At 67.2% G+C, this 21,095-nt stretch carries 16 protein-coding genes; 12 read left to right on the top strand and 4 right to left on the bottom strand.

The window, feature by feature from the left end; all coding sequences use genetic code 11:
- Positions 1–96: 96 nt before the first annotated feature.
- The 10 genes from J2X21_RS13000 to J2X21_RS12955 all read left to right on the top strand — a co-directional run bounded on the left by J2X21_RS13000 (position 97) and on the right by J2X21_RS12955 (position 15,433).
- A complete protein-coding gene (locus J2X21_RS13000; protein ID WP_310329093.1) occupies positions 97–1,851 on the top strand; it encodes an IlvD/Edd family dehydratase in 1,755 nt (584 codons plus the stop codon).
- Between the two features lie 111 nt (positions 1,852–1,962).
- Positions 1,963–3,549: an aldehyde dehydrogenase (NADP(+)) gene (locus J2X21_RS12995; RefSeq protein ID WP_310329089.1), complete on the top strand. Its 1,587-nt coding sequence runs from the start codon at positions 1,963–1,965 to the stop codon at positions 3,547–3,549.
- A gap of 101 nt (positions 3,550–3,650) precedes the next feature.
- Positions 3,651–5,195 carry an alpha-N-arabinofuranosidase gene (locus tag J2X21_RS12990; protein ID WP_310329087.1) on the top strand — a complete coding sequence of 515 codons (1,545 nt, stop codon included), beginning with the start codon at positions 3,651–3,653 and terminating at the stop codon, positions 5,193–5,195.
- 178 nt (positions 5,196–5,373) lie between these two features.
- Complete coding sequence (locus J2X21_RS12985; protein WP_310329084.1) at positions 5,374–6,924, top strand: glycoside hydrolase family 43 protein; 1,551 nt, start codon at positions 5,374–5,376, stop codon at positions 6,922–6,924.
- A gap of 1 nt (position 6,925) precedes the next feature.
- Complete coding sequence (locus tag J2X21_RS12980) at positions 6,926–9,280, top strand: beta-L-arabinofuranosidase domain-containing protein (RefSeq protein ID WP_310329082.1); 2,355 nt, start codon at positions 6,926–6,928, stop codon at positions 9,278–9,280.
- An 86-nt stretch (positions 9,281–9,366) separates the two neighbouring features.
- Complete coding sequence (locus J2X21_RS12975; protein ID WP_310329079.1) at positions 9,367–10,320, top strand: ABC transporter substrate-binding protein; 954 nt, start codon at positions 9,367–9,369, stop codon at positions 10,318–10,320.
- 622 nt (positions 10,321–10,942) lie between these two features.
- Positions 10,943–12,475 (top strand): sugar ABC transporter ATP-binding protein, encoded by a 1,533-nt coding sequence (locus J2X21_RS12970; protein WP_310329076.1) that lies wholly within the window; start codon positions 10,943–10,945, stop codon positions 12,473–12,475.
- A complete protein-coding gene (locus tag J2X21_RS12965; protein WP_310329075.1) occupies positions 12,472–13,491 on the top strand; it encodes an ABC transporter permease in 1,020 nt (339 codons plus the stop codon). Before J2X21_RS12970 ends, J2X21_RS12965 begins: the two co-directional genes overlap by 4 nt.
- Positions 13,488–14,471 carry a galactofuranose ABC transporter, permease protein YjfF gene (gene yjfF / locus J2X21_RS12960; RefSeq protein ID WP_310329073.1) on the top strand — a complete coding sequence of 328 codons (984 nt, stop codon included), beginning with the start codon at positions 13,488–13,490 and terminating at the stop codon, positions 14,469–14,471. The genes J2X21_RS12965 and yjfF overlap by 4 nt, the downstream gene beginning before the upstream one ends.
- Positions 14,468–15,433 (top strand): glycoside hydrolase family 43 protein, encoded by a 966-nt coding sequence (locus J2X21_RS12955; protein ID WP_310329070.1) that lies wholly within the window; start codon positions 14,468–14,470, stop codon positions 15,431–15,433. Before yjfF ends, J2X21_RS12955 begins: the two co-directional genes overlap by 4 nt.
- 543 nt (positions 15,434–15,976) lie before the next feature.
- On the opposite strand, the gene J2X21_RS12950 is transcribed toward J2X21_RS12955, so the two are convergent.
- Positions 15,977–16,486 (bottom strand): DUF1579 domain-containing protein, encoded by a 510-nt coding sequence (locus J2X21_RS12950; RefSeq protein ID WP_310329067.1) that lies wholly within the window; start codon positions 16,484–16,486, stop codon positions 15,977–15,979.
- Positions 16,487–16,585: 99 nt separating this feature from the next.
- On the opposite strand from J2X21_RS12950, the gene J2X21_RS12945 reads away from it, so the two are divergent.
- Both J2X21_RS12945 and J2X21_RS12940 read left to right on the top strand, forming a co-directional pair.
- Positions 16,586–16,888 (top strand): hypothetical protein, encoded by a 303-nt coding sequence (locus J2X21_RS12945; RefSeq protein ID WP_310329065.1) that lies wholly within the window; start codon positions 16,586–16,588, stop codon positions 16,886–16,888.
- A 36-nt stretch (positions 16,889–16,924) separates the two neighbouring features.
- The gene (locus J2X21_RS12940) at positions 16,925–17,293 is read left to right on the top strand and encodes a glyoxalase superfamily protein (protein ID WP_310329063.1); all 369 of its coding nucleotides are present in this window, start codon (positions 16,925–16,927) and stop codon (positions 17,291–17,293) included.
- Positions 17,294–17,412: 119 nt separating this feature from the next.
- On the opposite strand, the gene J2X21_RS12935 is transcribed toward J2X21_RS12940, so the two are convergent.
- From J2X21_RS12935 to J2X21_RS12925, 3 genes are read right to left on the bottom strand one after another with little or no spacing between them, the layout of a single operon-like run.
- Entirely contained in the window at positions 17,413–18,393 is a 981-nt protein-coding gene (locus J2X21_RS12935; protein WP_310329061.1) for a LysR family transcriptional regulator, read from the bottom strand.
- A gap of 10 nt (positions 18,394–18,403) precedes the next feature.
- Positions 18,404–19,156 (bottom strand): FadR/GntR family transcriptional regulator, encoded by a 753-nt coding sequence (locus J2X21_RS12930; RefSeq protein WP_310329059.1) that lies wholly within the window; start codon positions 19,154–19,156, stop codon positions 18,404–18,406.
- Between the two features lie 36 nt (positions 19,157–19,192).
- Positions 19,193–21,088 (bottom strand): glycoside hydrolase family 97 protein, encoded by a 1,896-nt coding sequence (locus J2X21_RS12925; protein WP_310329057.1) that lies wholly within the window; start codon positions 21,086–21,088, stop codon positions 19,193–19,195.
- Positions 21,089–21,095 lie beyond the last annotated feature (7 nt).

The raw sequence follows: 21,095 nt of genomic DNA, 5'->3' as shown, positions 1-21,095 counted from the left end.
CACAGCGGAATTTGATTGGATTGCAATTCCCCCGCCGCCTAGCATCTTTGTAAAGCGGGCCTTCCTGCGCGCTGTCGAACGACTCCGAGACAAGACATGACGACTGAGGACAAGAAGAGCAAGGTCAAGCTGCGTTCCGCCGAGTGGTTCGGCACCCAGGACAAGAACGGTTTCATGTACCGCTCCTGGATGAAGAACCAAGGGATTCCGGACCATGAGTTCCAGGGCAAGCCCATCATCGGCATCTGCAACACCTGGAGCGAGCTGACGCCGTGCAACGCGCACTTTCGCAAGCTCGCCGAGCATGTGAAGAAGGGCATCCTGGAAGCGGGCGGCTGGCCTGTCGAGTTCCCGGTGTTCTCCAGCGGCGAGAGCAACCTGCGCCCCACCGCCATGCTGACGCGCAACCTCGCCAGCATGGACGTGGAAGAGTCCATCCGCGGCAATCCGGTCGATGCCGTCGTGCTGCTGGTCGGCTGCGACAAGACCACGCCCGCGCTGCTGATGGGCGCGGCCAGTGTGGACGTGCCGGCCATCGTCGTCACCGGCGGGCCGATGCTGAACGGCAAGCTCAACGGCAAGAACATCGGTTCGGGCACGGCCGTATGGCAGCTGCACGAGCAGGTCAAGGCCGGCGAGATCAAGATGCACGACTTCCTGGCCGCCGAGGCCGGCCACTCGCGCTCCGCCGGCACCTGCAACACCATGGGCACGGCAAGCACGATGGCCTGCATGGCCGAGTCGCTGGGCACGTCCCTGCCGCACAACGCCGCCATCCCCGCCGTCGACGCGCGCCGCTATGTGTTGGCCCACCTGTCCGGCATGCGCATCGTCGACATGGTGTGGGAAGACCTGCGCCTGTCCAAGGTGCTGACCAAGGAGGCGTTCGAGAACGCCATCCGCGTCAACGCGGCCATCGGCGGCTCCACCAACGCCGTCATCCACCTGAAGGCCATCGCCGGCCGCATGGGCGTTGACCTGGAGCTGGAAGACTGGACCCGCATCGGCCGCGGCACGCCCACCGTCGTGGACCTGCTGCCCTCGGGCCGCTTCCTGATGGAAGAGTTCTATTACGCCGGCGGCCTGCCGGGCGTCATCCGCCGCCTGGGCGAGGCCAACCTGCTGCCCAACCCGGCCGCGCTGACCGTCAACGGCAAGAGCCTGTGGGAGAACTGCAATGACGCGCCGATCTATGACGACGAAGTTATCCGCCCGCTGGACAAGCCGCTGATCGAGGATGGCGGCATCTGCATCCTGCGCGGCAACCTCGCGCCGCGCGGCGCCGTGCTGAAGCCCTCGGCCGCCACGCCCGAGCTGATGAAGCACCGCGGCCGCGCGGTCGTGTTCGAGAACTTCGACGACTACAAGGCCCGCATCGGCGACCCCGATCTGGACGTGGACGCCAGCTGCATCCTCGTCATGAAGAACTGCGGCCCCAAGGGCTACCCGGGCATGGCCGAGGTGGGCAACATGGGTCTGCCGCCCAAGATCCTGGCCACCGGCGTGAAGGACATGGTGCGTATATCGGATGCGCGCATGAGCGGCACCGCCTACGGCACCGTCGTGCTGCATGTGGCGCCCGAAGCGCGCGCCGGCGGCCCGCTGGCCGTTGTGCAGGAAGGCGACTTCATCGAGCTGGACTGTGCCGCCGGCCGTCTGCACCTGGACGTGTCGGAGGAGGAACTTCAGCGCCGCCTCGACGCCTGGGCCGCCGCGCAGACCGTGGACCCGGCCGACGCCACCGGCTACCGCAGCCTCTACGTGAAGCATGTGCTGCAGGCCGACGAGGGCTGCGACTTTGACTTCCTGCGCGGCTGCCGCGGCTCTGCCGTGCCGCGCCACTCGCATTGAGCTGAATACCAAAGGCAACCACAGAGGCACAGAGACACAGAGGAAAGCCTTCCTTTTGTTCTCTGTGTCTCTGTGCCTCTGTGGTTGCATTTCCTGCATTGGAAAACTGACATGAGCAACACTATCCAAGGAACAGCCCTCATCGGCGGCGAAGCCGTGCGCGGCAACGGCGCGGCCTTCCAGGGTTTCGACCCCGCCAAGAACGAAGCGCTGGGCCCCGACTTCCACTCGGTGGACGTCGCCCAGGTGAACCAGGCCTGCGAGCTGGCCAACGTCGCGTTCGACGCCTTCCGCTCGACGACCGACCACGAGCGAGCCGATTTCCTGGAGCAGATCGCCGCGCAGATCCTGGCGCTGGGCGACGACCTCATCGTCCGCGCCATGGCCGAGAGCGGCCTGCCGCGCGCCCGCCTGGAAGGCGAACGTGGCCGCACGATGAACCAGCTGAAGCTGTTCGCCGAGCTGCTGCGCGAAGGCAGCTGGCAGGACGCCCGCATCGACACCGCCCTGCCCGCGCGCACGCCGCCGCGGCCCGACCTGCGCCTGCGCTTCATCGGCGTCGGCCCCGTCGCCGTGTTCGGCGCCAGCAACTTCCCGCTGGCCTTCTCGGTCGCCGGTGGCGACACCGCCGCCGCGCTGGCCGCCGGCTGCCCCGTGGTCGTCAAGGGCCACCCCGCCCACCCCGGCACGTCCGAGCTGGTCGGCCGCGCCATCGTCGAAGCGGTCAAGCTGTCCAAGCTGCCGGCTGGTGTGTTCGCGCTGCTGCCGGGCAACGGCATCGATGTGGGCGTGGCCCTCGTGAAGCACCCTGCCATCCAGGCCGTGGGCTTCACCGGCTCGCGCGCCGGTGGCCTGGCGCTGATGGCTGTCGCCGCCGCGCGCCCGCAGCCCATCCCGGTCTATGCCGAGATGAGCAGCATCAACCCCACCATCCTGCTGCCCGGCGCGCTGGCCAAGCGCGGCGCCGACATCGCCACCGGTTTCGCCGGCTCGCTGACCATGGGCGTGGGCCAGTTCTGCACCAACCCCGGCCTGGTGCTGGGCATTGAAGGCGCCGACTTCGATCGCTTCGCGACGGCCGCCGCCGAGGCGCTGAAGCCCGTGCCCGCGGCGACCATGCTGACTCCCGGCATCGCCGGCGCCTACCAGCGCGGCGAGGCCTCTCTGGCTTCGCAGGCTGCTGTCGAGCCGTTGCTGCGCGGCGAATCCACCGCGTGCAAAGGCGCGCCCAGCCTGTTCAAGACCACCGGCGCGGCCTTCCTGGCCAACCATGCGATGTCCGCCGAGATCTTCGGCCCCACGTCGCTGCTGGTGGCCTGCAAGGACGAGGCCGAGCTGCTGGCCGTCATCGAGGGCCTGGAAGGCCAGCTGACCGCCACGCTGCAATTGCAGGACGACGACGAGGCCGACCTCGCCATCGCCCGTGCGCTGCTGCCTGCGCTGGAGCGCAAGGTGGGCCGCATCCTGGCCAACGGCTTCCCGACCGGCGTCGAGGTATCGACGGCCATGGTGCACGGCGGCCCATTCCCGGCCACCAGCGACGGCCGCAGCAGCTCCGTCGGCACGGCGGCCATCCAGCGCTTCCTGCGCCCGGTCAGCTATCAGAACCTGCCGCGTGCACTGCTGCCGGCCGTGCTTCGCGAGCCCAACGAGCGCGGCGTCTGGCGCCGCCGCGACGGCGCGCTGACGCGCAACTGATGAAGCCTCGTGCGCCTCGGCGCACGAGCACGGATCACAAAGGCCCGGCCACAGGGTCTGTCGGAAATTTCCCGAACCGCGACATACAGGAGACTAAGTACATGAAAAAGCAACTGCTGGCCCTTGTGGCCACGCTAGTGGTGGGCGCTGGCGTGCACGCTGCCGACATCAAGGTCGTCGTCAGCGCCGACCAGCCCGGCCCGGTCATCCACCGCAACATCTATGGCCAGTTCGCCGAACACCTGGGCACCGGCATCTACGAAGGCATGTGGGTGGGTCCCGAGTCCAAGATCCCCAACGTGCGTGGCTGGCGCAAGGACGTCGTCGCGGCACTGAAGGACCTGAAGGTGCCGCTGGTGCGCTGGCCCGGCGGCTGCTTCGCCGACGAGTATCACTGGCGCGACGGCATCGGCCCGCGCAACAAGCGACCGGTCAAGGTCAACACCCACTGGGGTGGCGTTCCCGAGAACAACGCCGTCGGCACGCACGAGTTCTTCGACCTGGTCGAGCAGCTCGGCGCCGAGGCCTACGTGAACGCCAACATGGGCACCGGCACGCCGCAGGAAGCGGCCGAATGGCTGGAATACATGACCGGCGAGGGCAATGCCACCATCGTCGAGCAGCGCCGCAAGAACGGCCGCGACAAGCCCTTCCGCGTCCACTACTACGCGCTGGGCAACGAGACCTGGGGCTGCGGCGGCAACATGCGCCCCGAGTACTACGCCGACCTGTACCGCCACTGGGCCACCTTCCTGAAGACGCCGGCGCACAATCGTCCCAAGTTCATCGCCAGCGGTGGCAACGACAAGGACACGACGTGGACCGACGTGCTGAGCAAGCAGGTCAAGCACAACATCGACGCCATCGCCCACCACGCCTACACCTTCCCCAGCGGCAAGTGGGAAGGCAAGGGCTCGGCTGCCGGCTTCCCGGAGAGCGAATGGGTGTCCATGCTGTCGCAGGTCAAGAAGATCGACGACGTGCTGGCCGCCAGCAAGGTCATCCTCGACAAGAACGACCCGCAGAAGAAGATCGCGCTGTACTTCGACGAGTGGGGCAGCTGGTACGACCCCGAGCCCGGCAGCAACCCCGGCTTCCTGGTCCAGCGCAACACACTGCGTGACGCGCTGCTGGCAGCACTGCACTTCAATGTGTTCCACAGCCATGCGGAACGCGTGCAGATGAGCAACGTGGCCCAGATGGTCAACGTGCTGCAAGCCATGATCCTCACCAGCAAGGACAAGCTGGTGCTGACGCCGACGTATCACGCGTTCAAGCTCTACATCCCTTTCCAGGACGCGACCTCGCTGCCCATCAAGGTCGAGAACAACCCGACCTACAAGGTCGACAAGTTCGAGATGCCGACCGTCAGCGTGACGGCCGGTCGCGGCAAGGACGGCAAGGTCTGGGTGGGCCTGGTGAACTCCAACGCCACCAAGCCCGCCGAGCTGGATCTGCAGCTGGGCGCCAACGCCCCCAAGGCCGTCAAGGGCCAGGTCCTGACTGCCTCCGCGATGGATGCGCAGAACGAGCTGGGCAAGGCACCGCAGGTGGTGCCGACCGCCTTCGAGGCCCAGGCCACGAACGGCAAGCTGACCCTCAAGCTGCCGGCCAAGTCCATCGTCGTCGTCGCCGTCGAGGGCTGATCCCCAACCCGCCATGCCCGGACCGTCCTCGCGGACGGCCCGGGCTTTGCCGTGGGCAAGTGCTACGGCGGCATATCGAAACCGGGATCGAGAACGCCCGGAATGTCATTGGTGTGACGGTGCGTGGCCTCCTAGGCTCTGCGCGCTCATAACGATGCCAACAGGAGACACATAGACCATGGCACTGCACAACCGCCGCGACATCCTCGCGGGCACGGCCGCGCTCGCCCTGACCGCCTGCGGCGGCGGTGGTGGCGGCAGCCCGGCGCCTGCGCCCAGCCCGATCACGCCCCCGCCTCCTCCGCCCCCACCGCCGCCGCCTCCGCCGCCGCCGCCGCCGCCGCCGGCACCCCCGCCGGCCGTCAGCTTCACGAACGCATCGGTGCACGACCCGTCGGTCATCCGCGCCGATGGCCAGTTCTACGTGTTCGGCTCGCACCTGGCCGCGGCCAAGACTCCCGATCTGCTGAACTGGACCAAGATCGGCGACGGCGTCAACAACGCCAATCCCATCTTCGGCGGCAAGGTGCTGACCGAGCTGAAGGACACGCTGGACTGGGCGCAGACCAACACGCTGTGGGCACCCGACGTCGCCAAGCTGGCCGACGGCAAGTTCTACATGTACTACTGCGCCTGCAAGGGCGACTCGCCGCGCTCGGCGCTCGGTATCGCGGTCGCCGACAAGGTGGACGGCCCCTACGTCAACAAGCAGATCCTGCTGAAGTCCGGGATGTGGGGCCTGCCCAGCGAGGACGGCACCGTCTACGACGCCACCAAGCATCCCAACGCCGTGGACCCGGCCGTCTTTGCAGACGCCACCGGCAAGCTGTGGATGGTCTATGGCTCGTACTCGGGCGGCATCTTCATCATGCAGCTCGACGCGACGACGGGCCTGACCCTGCCGGGCCAGGGATATGGCAAGCACCTCATGGGCGGCAACCATGCGCGCATCGAAGGGGCCTACATCCTCTACAGCCCGGAGAGCCAGTACTACTACATGTTCGTCTCGTTCGGCGGCCTGGACGCGGTGGGCGGGTACAACGTGCGCGTGGCACGCTCGCGCAATCCCGACGGACCGTATGTGGACGGCGCGGGCAAGGACATGGCCACAGTCAAGGGCGCGACCGGTACCGTCTTCGACGACGCCAGCATCACGCCCCACGGCATGAAGCTCATGGGCGGCCATCAGTTCGCCAACGCGGCCGGCGAGACGGGCACGGCCCTGGGCTACACCTCGCCCGGCCACAACTCGGCGTACTACGACGCGACGACCAAGCAGTACTTCATCATCTTCCACACGCGGTTCCCGGGCACCGGCGAGGCCCACGAGATCCGCACGCACGAGATGCACATCAACGAGGACGGCTGGCTGGTCATCGCGCCGCTGCGTTATGCGCCGCTGAGCCTGGCCAACCCGGCGCAGACCACCGACGTCAGCGCAGCCCAGGCCGCCGGCAGCTACAAGCTGGTCAACCATGCCAAGGACATCGCAGCCGCAGCGAAGCAGTCCGTCAATGTGGTGCTGAACGCGGACGGCACGGTCAGCGGCGGCATGACCGGCACGTGGACGCACAAGGGCGGCAACAAACTCAGTGTGGTGAGCGGTGGAACGACCTATGCCGGGGTACTGTCGCGGCAATGGAACACCAACGCGAATGCCTTCGTCGTGAGCTTCAGCGCACTGTCGTCGGGCGGCGTGTCACTCTGGGCCATCCGCACGGGAGCCTGACGTGAGGAAGCTGCTCGCCTCGCTGGCCCTCGCACTCGCGGCCCACGCCGCCGGCGCGGCGACGCAGCTGTTCCCGCTGGACCGCGTGCGCCTGCTGGACGGCCCCTTCAAGGCCGCGCAGGACACCGACCTCAACTACCTGATGGCGCTGGACGCCGACAAGCTGCTCGCGCCCTTTCTGCGCGAAGCTGGCCTGCCGGCCAAGTCGCCCACCTACGGCAATTGGGAGTCCACGGGCCTGGACGGCCACATGGGCGGCCACTACATCTCCGCGCTGGCGCTGATGGTGGCCTCCACGGGCGACGCGCAGGCGAAGCAGAAGCTCGACTACGTCATCACCGAGCTGAAGCGCTGCCAGGACGCGCTGGGCACGGGCTATATCGGCGGCATTCCCGACGGCGGCAAGGCCTGGGCCGAGATGAGCGCCGGCAAGCTCAAGGTCGACAGCTTCTCCGTCAACGGCCGCTGGGTGCCTTGGTACAACATCCACAAGGTCTTCGCCGGCCTGCGCGATGCGTGGGTCTACACCGGCAACGCCGACGCCAAGGCCATGCTGGTGAAGCTGTCGGACTGGGCACTGCGCCTCACCACACCGCTGACGGACGCGCAGATGCAGGACATGCTGCGCGCCGAGCACGGCGGCATGAACGAGGTGCTGGCCGACGTGTCGCAGATGACCGGCGACCTGCGCTACCTGGCGCTGGCGCGGCGCTTCTCGCATCAGGCCATCCTGCAGCCGCTGGCCCAGAGCCAGGACAAGCTGACCGGCCTGCACGCCAACACGCAGATCCCCAAGGTCATCGGCTTCGCGCGCATCGCGCAGATCACGGGTGAAGACGATGGCCGCCAGGCGGCCGAGTTCTTCTGGCGCACGGTGGTGGACAAGCGCTCTGTCGCCATCGGCGGCAACAGCGTGAAGGAGCACTTTCACCCCGACACCGACTTCAAGCCCATGCTGAACGAGGTGGAAGGCCCGGAGACCTGCAACAGCTACAACATGCTGAAGCTGACGGCGCTGCTGGCCCAGGCTTCGCCCGACAAGGCCGGCTACGCCGACTACTACGAGCGAACGCTCTACAACCACATCCTCGCGTCCCAGCATCCGCAGGGCGGCTTCGTCTATTTCACGCCCATGCGGCCGCAGCACTACCGCGTCTATTCGCAGGTGCATGACGGCATGTGGTGCTGCGTGGGCTCCGGCATCGAGAGTCATGCGCGGCATGGCGAGTTCGTCTACGCGCACGACGCCGACAGCCTCACCGTCAACCTCTTCGTCGCCTCCACGCTGGACTGGCGCGAGCGCGGCATCAAGCTGATGCAGAACACCCGCTTCCCCGACGAGTCGCGCACGAGGCTGACGGTGGACGGCGCCGGCACGTTTGCTCTGAAGGTTCGCTACCCCGGCTGGGTGGCGCCCGGTGCGTTGAAGGTGAAGCTCAACGGCAAGCCGGTCAAGGTGACCGCCAAGCCCGGCGGCTACGTCGAGCTGGATCGTGCCTGGAAGGCCGGCGACACCGTGGACGTGGAGCTGCCCATGCGCACGACGCTGGAGCCACTGCACGGCATGAAGAACTACGTGGCCGTGCTGCACGGCCCCATCGTGCTGGCCGCCAAGACGCCGCAGCCCGGTGAGTCGCTGAACTTCCGCGCCGACGCCTCGCGCATGGGCCACATCGCCCACGGCGCCGTCTGCCCGCAGGAGGCCGCGCCCGTCTTCGTCAGCGACAAGGACGATTTCATCCGCCGCTTCAAGCCCGTGCCCGGCCAGCCGCTGACCTTCACGGCGCCCGGCCTGATCCAGGGCGGCAAGGGCGCCGACAAGCTGCAGCTGATCCCGTTCTTCCGCCTGCACGACTCGCGCTACATGCTCTATTGGGGTCGCTCCACGCCGGCCCAGCAGAGCCTGATGCGCGCGGACCTGGCCAAGGCCGAGGAGGCGCGGCTGGCGCTGGACGCCATCACCATAGACCAGGTGGCCCCCGGCGAGCAGCAGCCCGAGTCCGACCACTTCTTCAAGGGCGAGGGCGCGGAGAACGGCATCGCCCCGGCCGGCCGCTGGCGGCATGCGAAAAAGTGGTTCAGCTATGTGCTGAACGACCCCAAGGCCGAGGCCCGTGTGCTGCGGCTGAGCTTCTCCACCCGCGATGCCGGCCGGCGTTTCGACCTGCTGGTCAATGGCCAGCCGGTGGCCGATATCGAGCTGGCATCGGACGCCAGCCGGGAAGAGATCTACGTGCGCGACTTCACGCTACCCGCTGAGCTGGTGAAAGCGGCTGGCGGCAAGCTGGAGGTCAAGTTCGTCGCCAAACCCGGCTCCATCGCCGGCGGGCTCTATGGCCTTCGCCTGGTTCGATAACGAAACTGATATCACCGTGGGCGGAAATGTCATTGCGCAGCATCGCCTCTGTTCCTAGCATCGGCCCACAACTCGGAGACAAGCCCATGAAACTCATCGCCCGCCGCACGCTGATCGCGGTCGCCCTGTCCCTGCCCGCCTTCGGCGCGCTGGCCGCACCGCTGACCATGGGCTTCTCCCAGGTTGGCGCCGAGAGCGAATGGCGCACCGCCAACACCGCGTCCATCAAGTCCGCGGCCAAGGAAGCCGGCGTCACGCTGAAGTTCGCCGACGCGCAGCAGAAGCAGGAAAACCAGGTCAAGGCCATCCGCAGCTTCATCGCGCAGAAGGTGGACGTCATCGCCTTCTCGCCCGTCGTGGAATCGGGCTGGGACACCGTGCTGAAGGAAGCCCAGAAGGCCGGCATCCCCGTCATCCTGACCGACCGCGCCGTCAAGGTGGCCGACCCGTCGCTCTACGTCACCTTCATCGGCTCCGACTTTGTCGAGGAAGGCCGCAAGGCCGCCAAGTGGCTGCTGGAGCGCGCGGCCAAGACGCCGAACGCCAGCCTGAACATCGTCGAGCTGCAAGGCACCGTGGGCTCGGCCCCGGCCATCGACCGCAAGAAGGGCTTCGAGGAAGTCATCAAGACCAACCCCAAGCTGCAGATCATCCGCTCGCAGTCCGGCGAGTTCACGCGCGCCAAGGGCAAGGAAGTGATGGAGTCCTTCCTGAAGCAGCGCGACAAGAAGATCGACGTGCTGTACGCGCACAACGACGACATGGCCATCGGCGCCATCCAGGCCATCGAGGAAGCCGGCCTGAAGCCGGGCAAGGACATCGTCATCATCTCCATCGACGGCGTGCGCGGCGCGTTCGAGGCGATGAAGGCCGGTAAGCTCAACGTGACCGTTGAATGCAACCCGCTGCTGGGCCCGCAGCTGATGCAGCTGGCCAAGGACGTGGTCGCCAAGAAGCCGGTGGAGAAGCGCATCACCGTCATCGAGGGCGTGTTCCCGGCCGAAGTGGCGGCCAAGGAATTGCCGAACCGCAAGTACTGATTTCTGGTTGATGGGGCTCGCTAGTCGTGGGAGCTGCTTGTCGCGTGAGGCCCAGCCGGGAGTTCGCCCCGGTGGGCGACCTACTTTCTGAGCGACCAGAAAGTAGGCAAAGAGTCGCCCCCGCTCCGTCGGCCCTCTTCGAGGGCTTCCCTGCGATGCTCGGAACCCAGGGCCCGCACGGAACTCGCGCCGCTACGCTTTGCTCAAACAGCCGTGCGGAGTCAGTTCTTGAAACGTGCTTCGCACGCGCCCTGGGCTCCTGCGCTTCTCGGCTCCTCCAAAGGGGTGTGAAGGAAACAGCCGAACAGCCAGCAGCCAAACCCGGAAGCCGTTCGCACCAAAGTACTTCTCTTCCCGCCTTTAGCACCGCCGGGAAACGCAAGTCCCGAAGCCCGCGAGCGCAGCTCGCCTCAAGCACTGACTCACGACGACTGTTCGAGCAGAGCGTAGCGACGCGAGTTCGGCGTGGGGCTTCGGGACTTGCGTTTCTCGGGAACCCCGAAGGGGCGGTGCGGTCGGGAGTCGTTTCTTTGCCTACTTTCTTGTCGACACAAGAAAGTAGGTCGCCCGCGGGGGCGAACTCCCCGCACCACTCTCGGCGCCAACCAAGCGGTGCGCAGACATGACAACAACAACCCAACCCGTGCTGGAACTCTCCGGCATCCACAAAGGCTTCCCCGGCGTCAAGGCGCTGAGCGACGTCTCACTGCGCCTGTTCCCTGGCGAAGTCCACGCACTGATGGGCCAGAACGGCGCCGGCAAGTCCACCCTCATCAAGGTGCTGACGGGCCTGTACCAGCCCGACGCCGGCATCATCACGCTGGACGGCAACACCATCGCCCCCAAGCGCACCGAAGACGCGCAAGACCTGGGCATCCGCACCGTCTACCAAGAGGTCAACCTCTGCCCCAACCTCAGCGTGGCCGAGAACATCTGCGCCGGCCGCTTCCCCCGCAAGTGGGGCCGCATCGACTGGGCGGCGGTGAACGCCGAAGCCGAGCGTGTGCTCAAGCAGATGGACCTGGACATCGACGTCACCGCGCCGCTGTCGCAGTACTCGCTGTCCGTGCAGCAGATGGTGGCCATCGCCCGCGCACTGCGCATCTCGGCCCGCGTGCTCATCCTCGACGAGCCCACGTCCAGCCTGGACGATGCCGCCGTGCAGCGCCTGTTCACCGTGCTGCGCCGCCTGCGCGACCAGGGGCTGGCCATCCTGTTCGTCACCCACTTCCTGGACCAGACTTACGCACTCGCCGACCGCATCACCGTGATGCGCAACGGCGAGACCGAAGGCGAGTACCTGGCCGCCGACCTGAGCCGTCTGGCCCTGGTCAACAAGATGATCGGCGCTCCGCCCGACCAGCAGCCCACCCGCCTGGACAGCCGCGCCAGCGCCGGCGGCGAGCAGATCATGAAGGCGGATGGCCTGGCCCGCAGCGGCGCCGTGCAGCCGCTGGACATCACCCTCAAGCGCGGAGAGGTGCTGGGCCTGGCTGGCCTGCTGGGCTCCGGCCGCACCGAGGCCGCCCGCCTGCTGTTCGGTGCCGACGCGGCCGACGCGGGTCACATCGACATGCATGGCAAGAGCCGACGCTGGCACTCGCCGCGCGACGCCATTGCCGCCGGCATCGCCTTCTGCTCCGAGGACCGCAAGCACGAGGGCGCCATCCTGGACCTGTCGGTGCGCGAGAACATCCTGCTGGCGCTTCAGGCCCGCACCGGCCTGCGGCTGTGCATGAGCCTGGAGCAGCAGCAGGCGCTGGCGGACGACTACATCAAGAAGCTGGGCATCAAGACGTCGAGTGCCGACACGCCCATTGGCCAACTTAGCGGCGGCAACCAGCAGAAGGCCTTGCTCGCGCGCTGGCTGGCTACCGAGCCGGCCGTGCTCATCCTCGATGAGCCCACGCGCGGCATCGACGTGCGCGCCAAGGAAGACCTGATGGATGCAGTGCGCGCGCTGGCGCACAAGGACGACGGCAGCGGCATGGCCGTGCTGTTCATCTCTTCCGAGCTCCCCGAAGTCCTGCACTGCAGCGACCGCGTCATCGTCATGCGCGACCGCCGCGCCGCCGGTGAATACCAGCGCGGCGAGCTGGACGAGCGCAGCGTGCTCGAAGTCATTGCCGCCGAACCGGCCGCCGCCACCGCATGAGTTCCCCGACCGTGAGCCTGACCCCATCCCCCGCCAGCGCCGCCGCTTCGCGCCGGCCCTGGCAGCACCCGCTGTTCCGCCCGCTGGCCGCGCTGGCGCTGCTGCTGGCCATCGCCGCCGTCAGCGTGCCGGGCTTCCTGCACCTGGAGATCAAGGATGGCCGCCTGTACGGCAACCTCGTCGACATCCTGCACCGCGCCGCGCCGCTGATGCTGGCGGCGCTGGGCATGACGCTGGTCATCGCCACGCGTGGCATCGACGTGTCGGTGGGCGCCATCGTCGCCATCTCGGGCACCGTGGCCTGCGTGCTGGTCTCCAGCCATGGCCTGGCCGTCGCCTTCGGTGCGGCGCTTGGCGCCGCGCTGCTGTGCGGCCTGTGGAACGGACTGCTCGTCGCCGGCCTGGGCCTGCAGCCCATCATCGCGACGCTGATCCTGATGGTGGCCGGCCGCGGCTTGGCGCAGCTGCTGACCGACGGCCAGATCATCACCGTCTACGAGCCCGCCAGCTTCTTCTGGCTGGGCGCTGGCTATGTGCTGGGCCTGCCAGTGTCGTTCTACGTCGTCGCCCTCGTGGCGGGCCTCACCGCGCTGCTGATGAAGCGCACGGCGCTGGGCCTGTTCATCCAGACGGTCGGCATCAACCCGGTCGCCGCGCGGCTGGCCGGCGTGCGCACGGCGGCCATCGTGTTCTTCGTCTACGTCTACTGCAGCCTGGGTTCGGGCCTCGCGGGCCTGCTGATCTCGTCCAACATCAAGAGCGCCGACGCCAACAACGCCGGCCTGCTGCTGGAGCTGGACGCCATCCTGGCCGTCACTCTCGGCGGCGGCCAACTCGCCGGCGGCAAGTTCAGCCTGCTCGGCAGCCTGATCGGCGCCCTCATCATCCAGACGCTCACCTCCGCCATCTATGCCCTGGGCGTGCCGCCGCAGGTGACCATGGTCGTGAAGGCCGTCGTCGTGTTCGCCGTCTGCATCTCTCAGTCGTCCATCTGGTCGTCGCGGAGGTCTGCATGAACGCACTTCGTTCAGCGATGGCCGCGCCGTCGTTCACCACCTGGGTCAGCGTTGCGCTGATGGTGCTGCTGTTCGCCTTCGGCGCCACCAGCTACACCGGCTTCGGCTCCACGCAGGTGGTGCTCAACCTGTTCATCGACAACGCCTTCCTGCTGGTCATCGCGGTGGGCATGGGCTTCGTCATCCTGTCCGGCGGCATCGACCTGTCGGTGGGCTCCGTGCTGGCGCTCACGACGATGGTGGCCGCTTGGTTGCTGCAGGTTGCGCAATGGCCGGCCGAGCTGGTCATCGTTGTCGTGCTGCTGGGCGGCGCGGCGTTCGGCGCGCTGCAAGGGCTGGTCATCCACGTGTTCAAGTTGCAGGCCTTCATCGTCACGCTGGCCGGCATGTTCCTGGCGCGCGGCCTGTGCTTCCTGATCAGCGTGGACAGCATCACCATCGACGCGCCGCTGTTCGTCACGCTGTCGCAGACGCAGATCCCGCTGTGGGGCGACGCCTTCCTGTCGCCCGGCGCCGTCATCGCGCTGGTGGTGCTGGGCCTGGGCCTGTGGCTGGCGCACTGGACCGCCTTCGGCCGCACCGTCTACGCGCTGGGCGGCAACGAGGCCTCGGCGCTGATGATGGGTCTGGCCGTGGGCCGCACCAAGGTGGCGGTGTACGGCCTCAGCGGCTTCTGCGCCTCGCTGGCCGGTCTGCTGTTCGCGTTCTACATGCTCAGCGGCTACGGCCAGCATGGCCAGGGCGTGGAGCTGGATGCGATTGCCGCCGTCGTCATCGGCGGCACCGTGCTGACGGGTGGCTATGGCTATGTGGCCGGCGCGCTGTCGGGCGTGCTGGTGCTGGGCCTGATCCAGACGCTGATCGCCTTCGACGGCACCTTGAGTTCCTGGTGGACCAAGATCGTCATCGGTGCGCTGCTGTTCGTGTTCTGCGCCGTGCAGCGGCTGCTCTCCCTGAAGAAGAAGGTTCAAGCCTCATGAAGAAGATACTGACGATGGCCGCCCTCGTGTGCGGCCTGGGGATGGCTCACGCCGCCAATCCGCTGTTCGCGCCTCTGTACACGGCCGACCCGGCCGTGCTGGTGGATGGTGGCCGCGTCTACCTCTTCACCGGCCGCGACGAGGCCGAGCCCGAGGGCAAGGACTACGTCATGCACGAGTGGCGCGTGTTCTCCAGTTGCGACATGGTGAACTGGAAGGACGAGGGCATCCCGCTGAAGGCGACGACCTTCGCCTGGGCCAAGGGCCGCGCGTGGGCGTCTGACATCGTCAAGCGCAACGGCAAGTACTGGTTCTACTCGACGGTGGAGCACGCCACGGTGCCCGGCTTCTCGGTCGGCGTCGCGGTGTCGGACTCGCCCACGGGCCCGTTCGTCGATGCGCGCGGCTCGGCGCTCATCACCAACGACATGACCAAGCAGACCGACATCGCCTGGGACGACATCGACCCCGGCGTGTTCGTTGATGACGACGGTCAGGCGTATCTGTACTGGGGCAACACGGTGCTGAAGTACGCGAAGTTGAAGGCCAACATGACGGAGCTGGACGGACCGATCCAGGCCGTGCCGGTGGCCAACTTCGTCGAGGCGCCGTATCTGCACAAGCGCAAGGTGGGCGGCAAGGGCTTGTATTACCTCAGCTACTCGCAGCACTTCCCCGAAGAGACGGCCTACATGACGGGGCCGTCACCGGTGGGCCCGTGGTCGCCGCAGGGTGTGGTCATGGAGCGCAACACGAAGACGAAGACCATCCATCAGGCCTTCTTCGACTTCAACGGGCGCAGCTATGTGGCGTATCACAACGCCGAGTTGCCTGGGGGCGGGGAGTTCCGGCGGTCGGTCGCCGTGGAAGAGTTTTCGTACCGGGCGGACGGGACGATTCCGTTCATCCATCAGACCAAGGCGGGGCCCAGGGCGAATCCTTCTGCTGCTTGCAAAAAGTGACGGTTTTTGTGGGGCGCTCTCGGGATGAGAGCTGCCCATCGAGAGATTGCCGGGATGCGCGCCCGGCAGCGCGGTAACTTTCTTCTGCGGGGCCAGAAGAAAGTCACCAAAGAAGAGGCCCTGAACCGCACTCGGCCTTCACGGCGCCATGAGCGGCGCGCGAAAACTCTCTGCGTCATTCCGCGCAGACGCGACCCGCATCGCTCTCGCTGCTGTCCCTGTGACGAGCACCACCCCTCGCCCCTTCACGCCCGTTAACGCCGGCTGCACGCCGGGCTCACCAGGGTTCTGAAGTCAGCGTCGCTCGGGCGACGCGACGGCTTGTGTAGGCTGGGGTGAGCATCGCGAACCCCAGCGCCGCCGTCGAGAAACCGTTGGGGTTCACTTTGTTCACCCCAACCTACGAGCTTGCAAGAAGTGAACGTGCTGGTGGGTTGCTGTCGGGACGAGAGCTGCCCATCGAGAGATTGCCGGGACGGACTCCCGGCAATCTCTCGATGAGCAACCCTCTTCGCAAGAGCAAGCGGCGCATGTCCGCCGCGCTCAAGCCGGCCTGAGGACGCGGCGGTAGTTCACCTCCACCGCGAGCGCTTCATCCCCCGTGGGCGTGATGTTGAACATGCGGATATCCAGGTGCTCGGCATCGGGTTGCGACACCTCCGTTCGCCAGCCCCAGCGCTCGCCGCCAGCGCCGTCACCGTAGCTGCCGAGCGCGCCAAAGCGTCCGTCCTCAACCTTGCCGGTGCTGAACATGATCGACGTGCCGGTGCCGAAGCTCTCGCCCCAGGCGCACTCGAATGCTTCGTCGTCGAGGTGGTAAGCCCACAGCGCGACGCCATGGACAGGATCGCCGCCGCAGGTGCCTTCGTACTCATGCAGCAGGAACCGTCCGCCACCCACCAGCCGGATGCTCCCGCGCTGCATTGAGTCTTCAGCGGGCTTGCCGGGCTCGAACCACAGCCGGAACCGACCTTCCCAGTCGCCGGCCATCGCGGCCAGCCGATGATGGACGCCGCCAGGCGCGGCGGATCGCAGGAACGCTTCTTTGCTCATGAGGCCTCCACAGGGCGGCCAGGCGCGCAAATGCGCGCACAGCCAATCCGGATTCGCCATCCTAGCGACGGCGTCGCCGCTTGCCCTGACACTCCCCGCATGCGCCACCTCACCTTCGACCTCACCGACAGCTCCGACGACATCCTCACGCTGGAAGCCATGGCCTCCACGCGCGAGGCGGAACACGCGGCCGTGATGGCCGAGGTGGAGCAGGTGAGGGCGTGGGCGCAGGCCCAGTTCGGCGGTCGCCAGGGGCCGGTGGAGGACGGCAACGCCTGGGACCACGAGCTGCTGATCCAGCACGAGGAAGGCGGGTGGATCACCGTCACGCTGACGTTCAGCGCATCACCGGAGTTCGCCGACGCCTTCCAGGCGGTCTTCGTCAGCCCTGAGGACGACTGACGCGAGCGGTTCACGCCGAGCCGTCACACTGCGCCCATGCACTTCGACCAAACCACCCCCATCCTGCGCAGCTTCGACGAAGCCAAGGCGCGCGAGTTCTATGTGGACTTCCTGGGCTTCACCATCGACTGGGAGCACCGCTTCGCGCCGGGCATGCCGCTGTACATGCAGGTGTCGCGCGGCGACTGCGTGCTGCACCTGAGCGAGCACCATGGCGACGGCTGCCCCGGTGCCGGCATGCGCATCCGCGTCAGCGACATCGAAGCCTTCCACAAGGAACTGAGCGCCAAGCATTACGGCAATGCCCGCCCCGGCCTGCAGGACACGCCCTGGGGTTCGCGCGATGTGTCGGTGACCGACCCCTTCGGCAACCGCTTGACCTTCACCAACGCGGTGAGCACCTGAACCTGGCCAAGCCGAGCCGCCGGAGCGGCGCCGCGTGGGGCGGAAGGCGCGGTGGTTTGGGCTTTGATGAGCGGCTCTCTTCCCAAGAGCAAACGAACCCCAACCGAATCCAGCAACGGTCAGTACAAATCCCGCGCCGCCAACCTCACCTCATGCAGCAACTGCCTCGCCCCCGGCGACATCAGATGCCCCTCACGCGTGATGATCCCGAAAGCATCCATGTGGCAAGGCAGCTCGATGGGCAGGATCGCCAGCACATTCAGCGACGCGTAGTACCGCGCCACCTCCACCGGCATCACATGCAGCGAATCCGTCTGCTGCAACAACGCCGTGATCAGCAGCAACGCCGTCGTGTCCACGCAGTTGCTTGGCGGTTCCAGAGCGGCGCGCCGGAACATCAGCTCCCAGCGATGCCGCAATACGCTGCCGGGCGGCGGGAGGATCCACGGCTGGTCGGCGAGGTCCGCCAGCTTCAGGTTGTCTTCCTTCAGCAGCGGGTGGCCCACGCGCGCGACGGCGCATGCGGGCTCCACCGTCAGCTCCTCGTAGTGCAGGCCGGCAGCCGCGTCCTCTTCGAGGATGCGGCCGATCATGAAGTCCAGCGATCCGCGCTGCAGCATGTCCAGCAGCACCTTGCTGCTCTCCATGTGCACGCCGATGCGCAGCTTGGGCGCCTGCAGCTTGATGCGCGAGATGGCGCGTGGCAACAGGCCCATGGCGGGGGTCATGATGACGCCCACTTCCACCTGGCCCGACAAGCCGTTCTTCAACGACACGATGTCTTCGTGCGCGGCCGACAGCGAGGTCAGCGCCATGCGCGCGTGGCGGATCATGGTCTCGCCGTACAGCGTGGGCTCCATGCCGCGCGGATGGCGCTCGAAGAGCTTCACGTCCAGCATGTCCTCCAGGTCCTTCAGCTGTTTGGAGGCGGCCGGCTGGGTCATGCAGAGGACGTCGGCGGCGCGGTGGATGTTGCGCTCGTCGTCCAGCGCGATCAGCAGCAGCAGCTGGCGCGTCTTCAGCCGCGCGCGCAGGAACCAGTTGGGGTTGGGGCTGGCGTCGGTCAGCGAACCGTCGTCATCGTCGTCGTCGCGCGCCATGGTGGCTTTCTTAAGCAAGGTTCACCCGTCCGTCTTCGGCCAGGACCGTGGACAGGTCGTCGCCGGTCTCTTCCAGTTGCACCAGCGTCGCCTGGCGGGCGCCCAGCGAGTCGCGGGCCTGCAGCGCCGTCAGGATGGCCTTGTGGCGTGGCAGCGAGAGTTCGTGCGTGTTGGGCAGCTGGCTGCTCAGGATGATGGATTCGCGCAGCGCCAGCGACAGCATGTTGCCGATGTAGGCCAGCAGGTCGTTGCCGGTGGCCTCGGCGATGCGGCGGTGGAAGGCCAGGTCGGGCTCCAGCAGCTCGGCGGTCGTCGTGGCGGCGGCCATGCCGTCGTAGGCGGCGGCGATGGCCGTCAGCTGCTCGTCGGTCGCGGCCTTTGCGGCCAGCGCGGCGGCGGCGGGCTCGAAGATGCGGCGCACTTCCAGCAGCGTGCCCACGAAGTCGCGCTGCGGCTGGGCCTGGATGAGCCAGTACAGCACGTCGGGGTCCAGCATGTGCCACTCGTTGCGCGGGCGCACGCTCGCGCCGGCGCGCTGGCGCGACACCACCAGGCCTTTGGCCACCAGCACGCGCACGGCCTCGCGCAGCACGGGCCGGCTGATCTCATAGCGTTCCAGCAGATGAGCTTCGGGCGGCAACTTGTCGCCGGGTTTCAGCTCGCCGCCGACGATGGACAGGCCCAGGTCGCGCACGATGCGGGCGTGCTGGCTCTTGCCCTCGGGTTCGGCGGAGTAGGTGGAGTGGTCGGCACGCGTTCTCATCGGCGGCAGGCTACCAAATGCTCGCATTGCGTCCTATCAGCGAAAGCGCGCCACGAAGCCGCCGCGGGGCGCCAACGTCAGCTTGGCCGACGTGGCGGAGAGCTTGCCCTCGCTGAACTCGCGCGGGCCGTCGCCGTCGGTGATGAACTGGCCTTCCTTGGCGCCCAGCCAGGCCAGGTCCAGCGTCAGTTCACGGGGCTGCTCTTCGCCGTTCATGCCGGCGATGAACCACTGCTTGCCGGCGCGGCGCGCCAGCACGACGTACTTGCCGGGCTCGCCGGCCAGGAAGCGCACCTCGTCCCATGCCCGCGGCAGCTCACGCAGGAATCCCTTCACGTACGCCGGCACGGTGGCCATGCCTTCGGGCGTCTCGGCGTAGTGCTGGATGCCGGACAGGAACACGACGCTCTCGGCCAGCTCGAAGCCGTTTCGCGTGGCGCGCTTGATGTTGGGGATGTCATGGAACACCATGGGTGTGAAGTCCATGGGGTCGAACAGGTTGCGCGTGAAGGGCAGCATCACCGAGTGGGTGACGACCTTGTCCTGGTCTTCCTGCGTGAAGGTGGCGAACTCGAAGCCCTTCACGGCCTCCACGGTCATCAGCTGAGGGTAGGTGCGGCTCCAGCCGCGCGGCAGCGTGGCGCCGTGGAAGTTCAGCAGCAGACCGGTGGCCGCCGTCTCCTTCAGGATGTCCACGTAGTAGGCGATGGACGAGGCACCGTCGCCGCCGAAGAAGTCCACCTTCAGGCCCTTGATGCCGATGGCCTTCACGCGGGCGAATTCCTTGGCGCGGTCGGCCTTGGTGAGCAGCGCGTTCTTGGGGCTGTACTCGGTGTCGTTCCAGGCGCCCGAGGAGTTGTACCAAGCCAGCAGGCCAACGTTTTTGGCCTTGGCTTGCTGGGCCAGTTCCTTCATCTTGGCGTCGCCGATCTTGCGGTCCCAGTCGGCGTCCACCAGCGTGTAGTTCCAGCCCATGTCGCCGGCGTAATCGATGAAGCGCTTCTGCACGTCGTAGACCGTGCCGTCATCCTTCAGGATGGCCCAGCTCCAGGACGCATGGCCGGGCTTGAGCTTGGCCTTGTCGAACGCGATGGCGGGTGCGGCCAGGTCGGTGCCCAGCGTGGACTCCATGACCGTCTTCAGCGGGCCGATGGCCAGCACGCGCCACGGCGTCGTCAGCGGGCCGTTCACATCGGCCAGCAGGTGGCCGTTGGTGTTGACTTCGCTGGCCTCGGGCAGGCCTATGCGGTAGGTGCCACCCGTGGAGTCGCTGGCCAGACGGGAGGCGTGGAAGCGGCCGTCCATGCCGGCCTCGGTCAGCGCGACCCAGTTGGCGCCCGAGCGGAACAGCGCCGGGAACACCCAGCCGGCGTGGCTGGGTGCCTTGCTGCCCACCGGCACGTCCATCTGGTAGTGCTCTTCGTAGGACGGGTTGGTGCGCTTCCAGCCCGTCTTGGCAACGGACATGGGTTGCAACCATGCGCGGGCTTCCGGCGAGAAGGCGAAGCTGGTCAGCTCGTCCTTGAACTGTTTGCGACCGGGGCCATCCACCGTGTAGCGCAACGCCAGGCCGTCGTCGGAAGCGCGCAGCGTGACGGTGAGCTTCTGGCCGGAGGCGTTGGCCACGGTGAAGGCCTGCTCGTTGGCGCGGTAGTCCACGCGGCTCTTCTTGCCGGCGGCCAGTGTGTACTGCTCATGGTGGGCCTTGACCTGGGACGTGGCGACGAGCTTGAGGCCATTGGCGTAGTCGCCCTGCTCCAGCACCAGGCCCAGGCGCGACGGCAGCAGCACTTTCTCGCCGGCGCGCTGCACCGTGTAGACCAGTTGCTGCTGGTCGTTGACCGAAACATCCACCTGCAGCTGCCCGTCGGGGCTGCTGAGGGCTTGGGCGAAGGCGGGTACAGCGAGCAGAAACGAGGCGATCAGGCGCATGGTCGAT

This window comes from Roseateles asaccharophilus (assembly GCF_031458115.1).
Classification (GTDB): Bacteria; Pseudomonadota; Gammaproteobacteria; order Burkholderiales; family Burkholderiaceae_C; genus Pelomonas; species Pelomonas asaccharophilus_A.
This window is presented reverse-complemented; position numbering and strand designations above follow the sequence as displayed.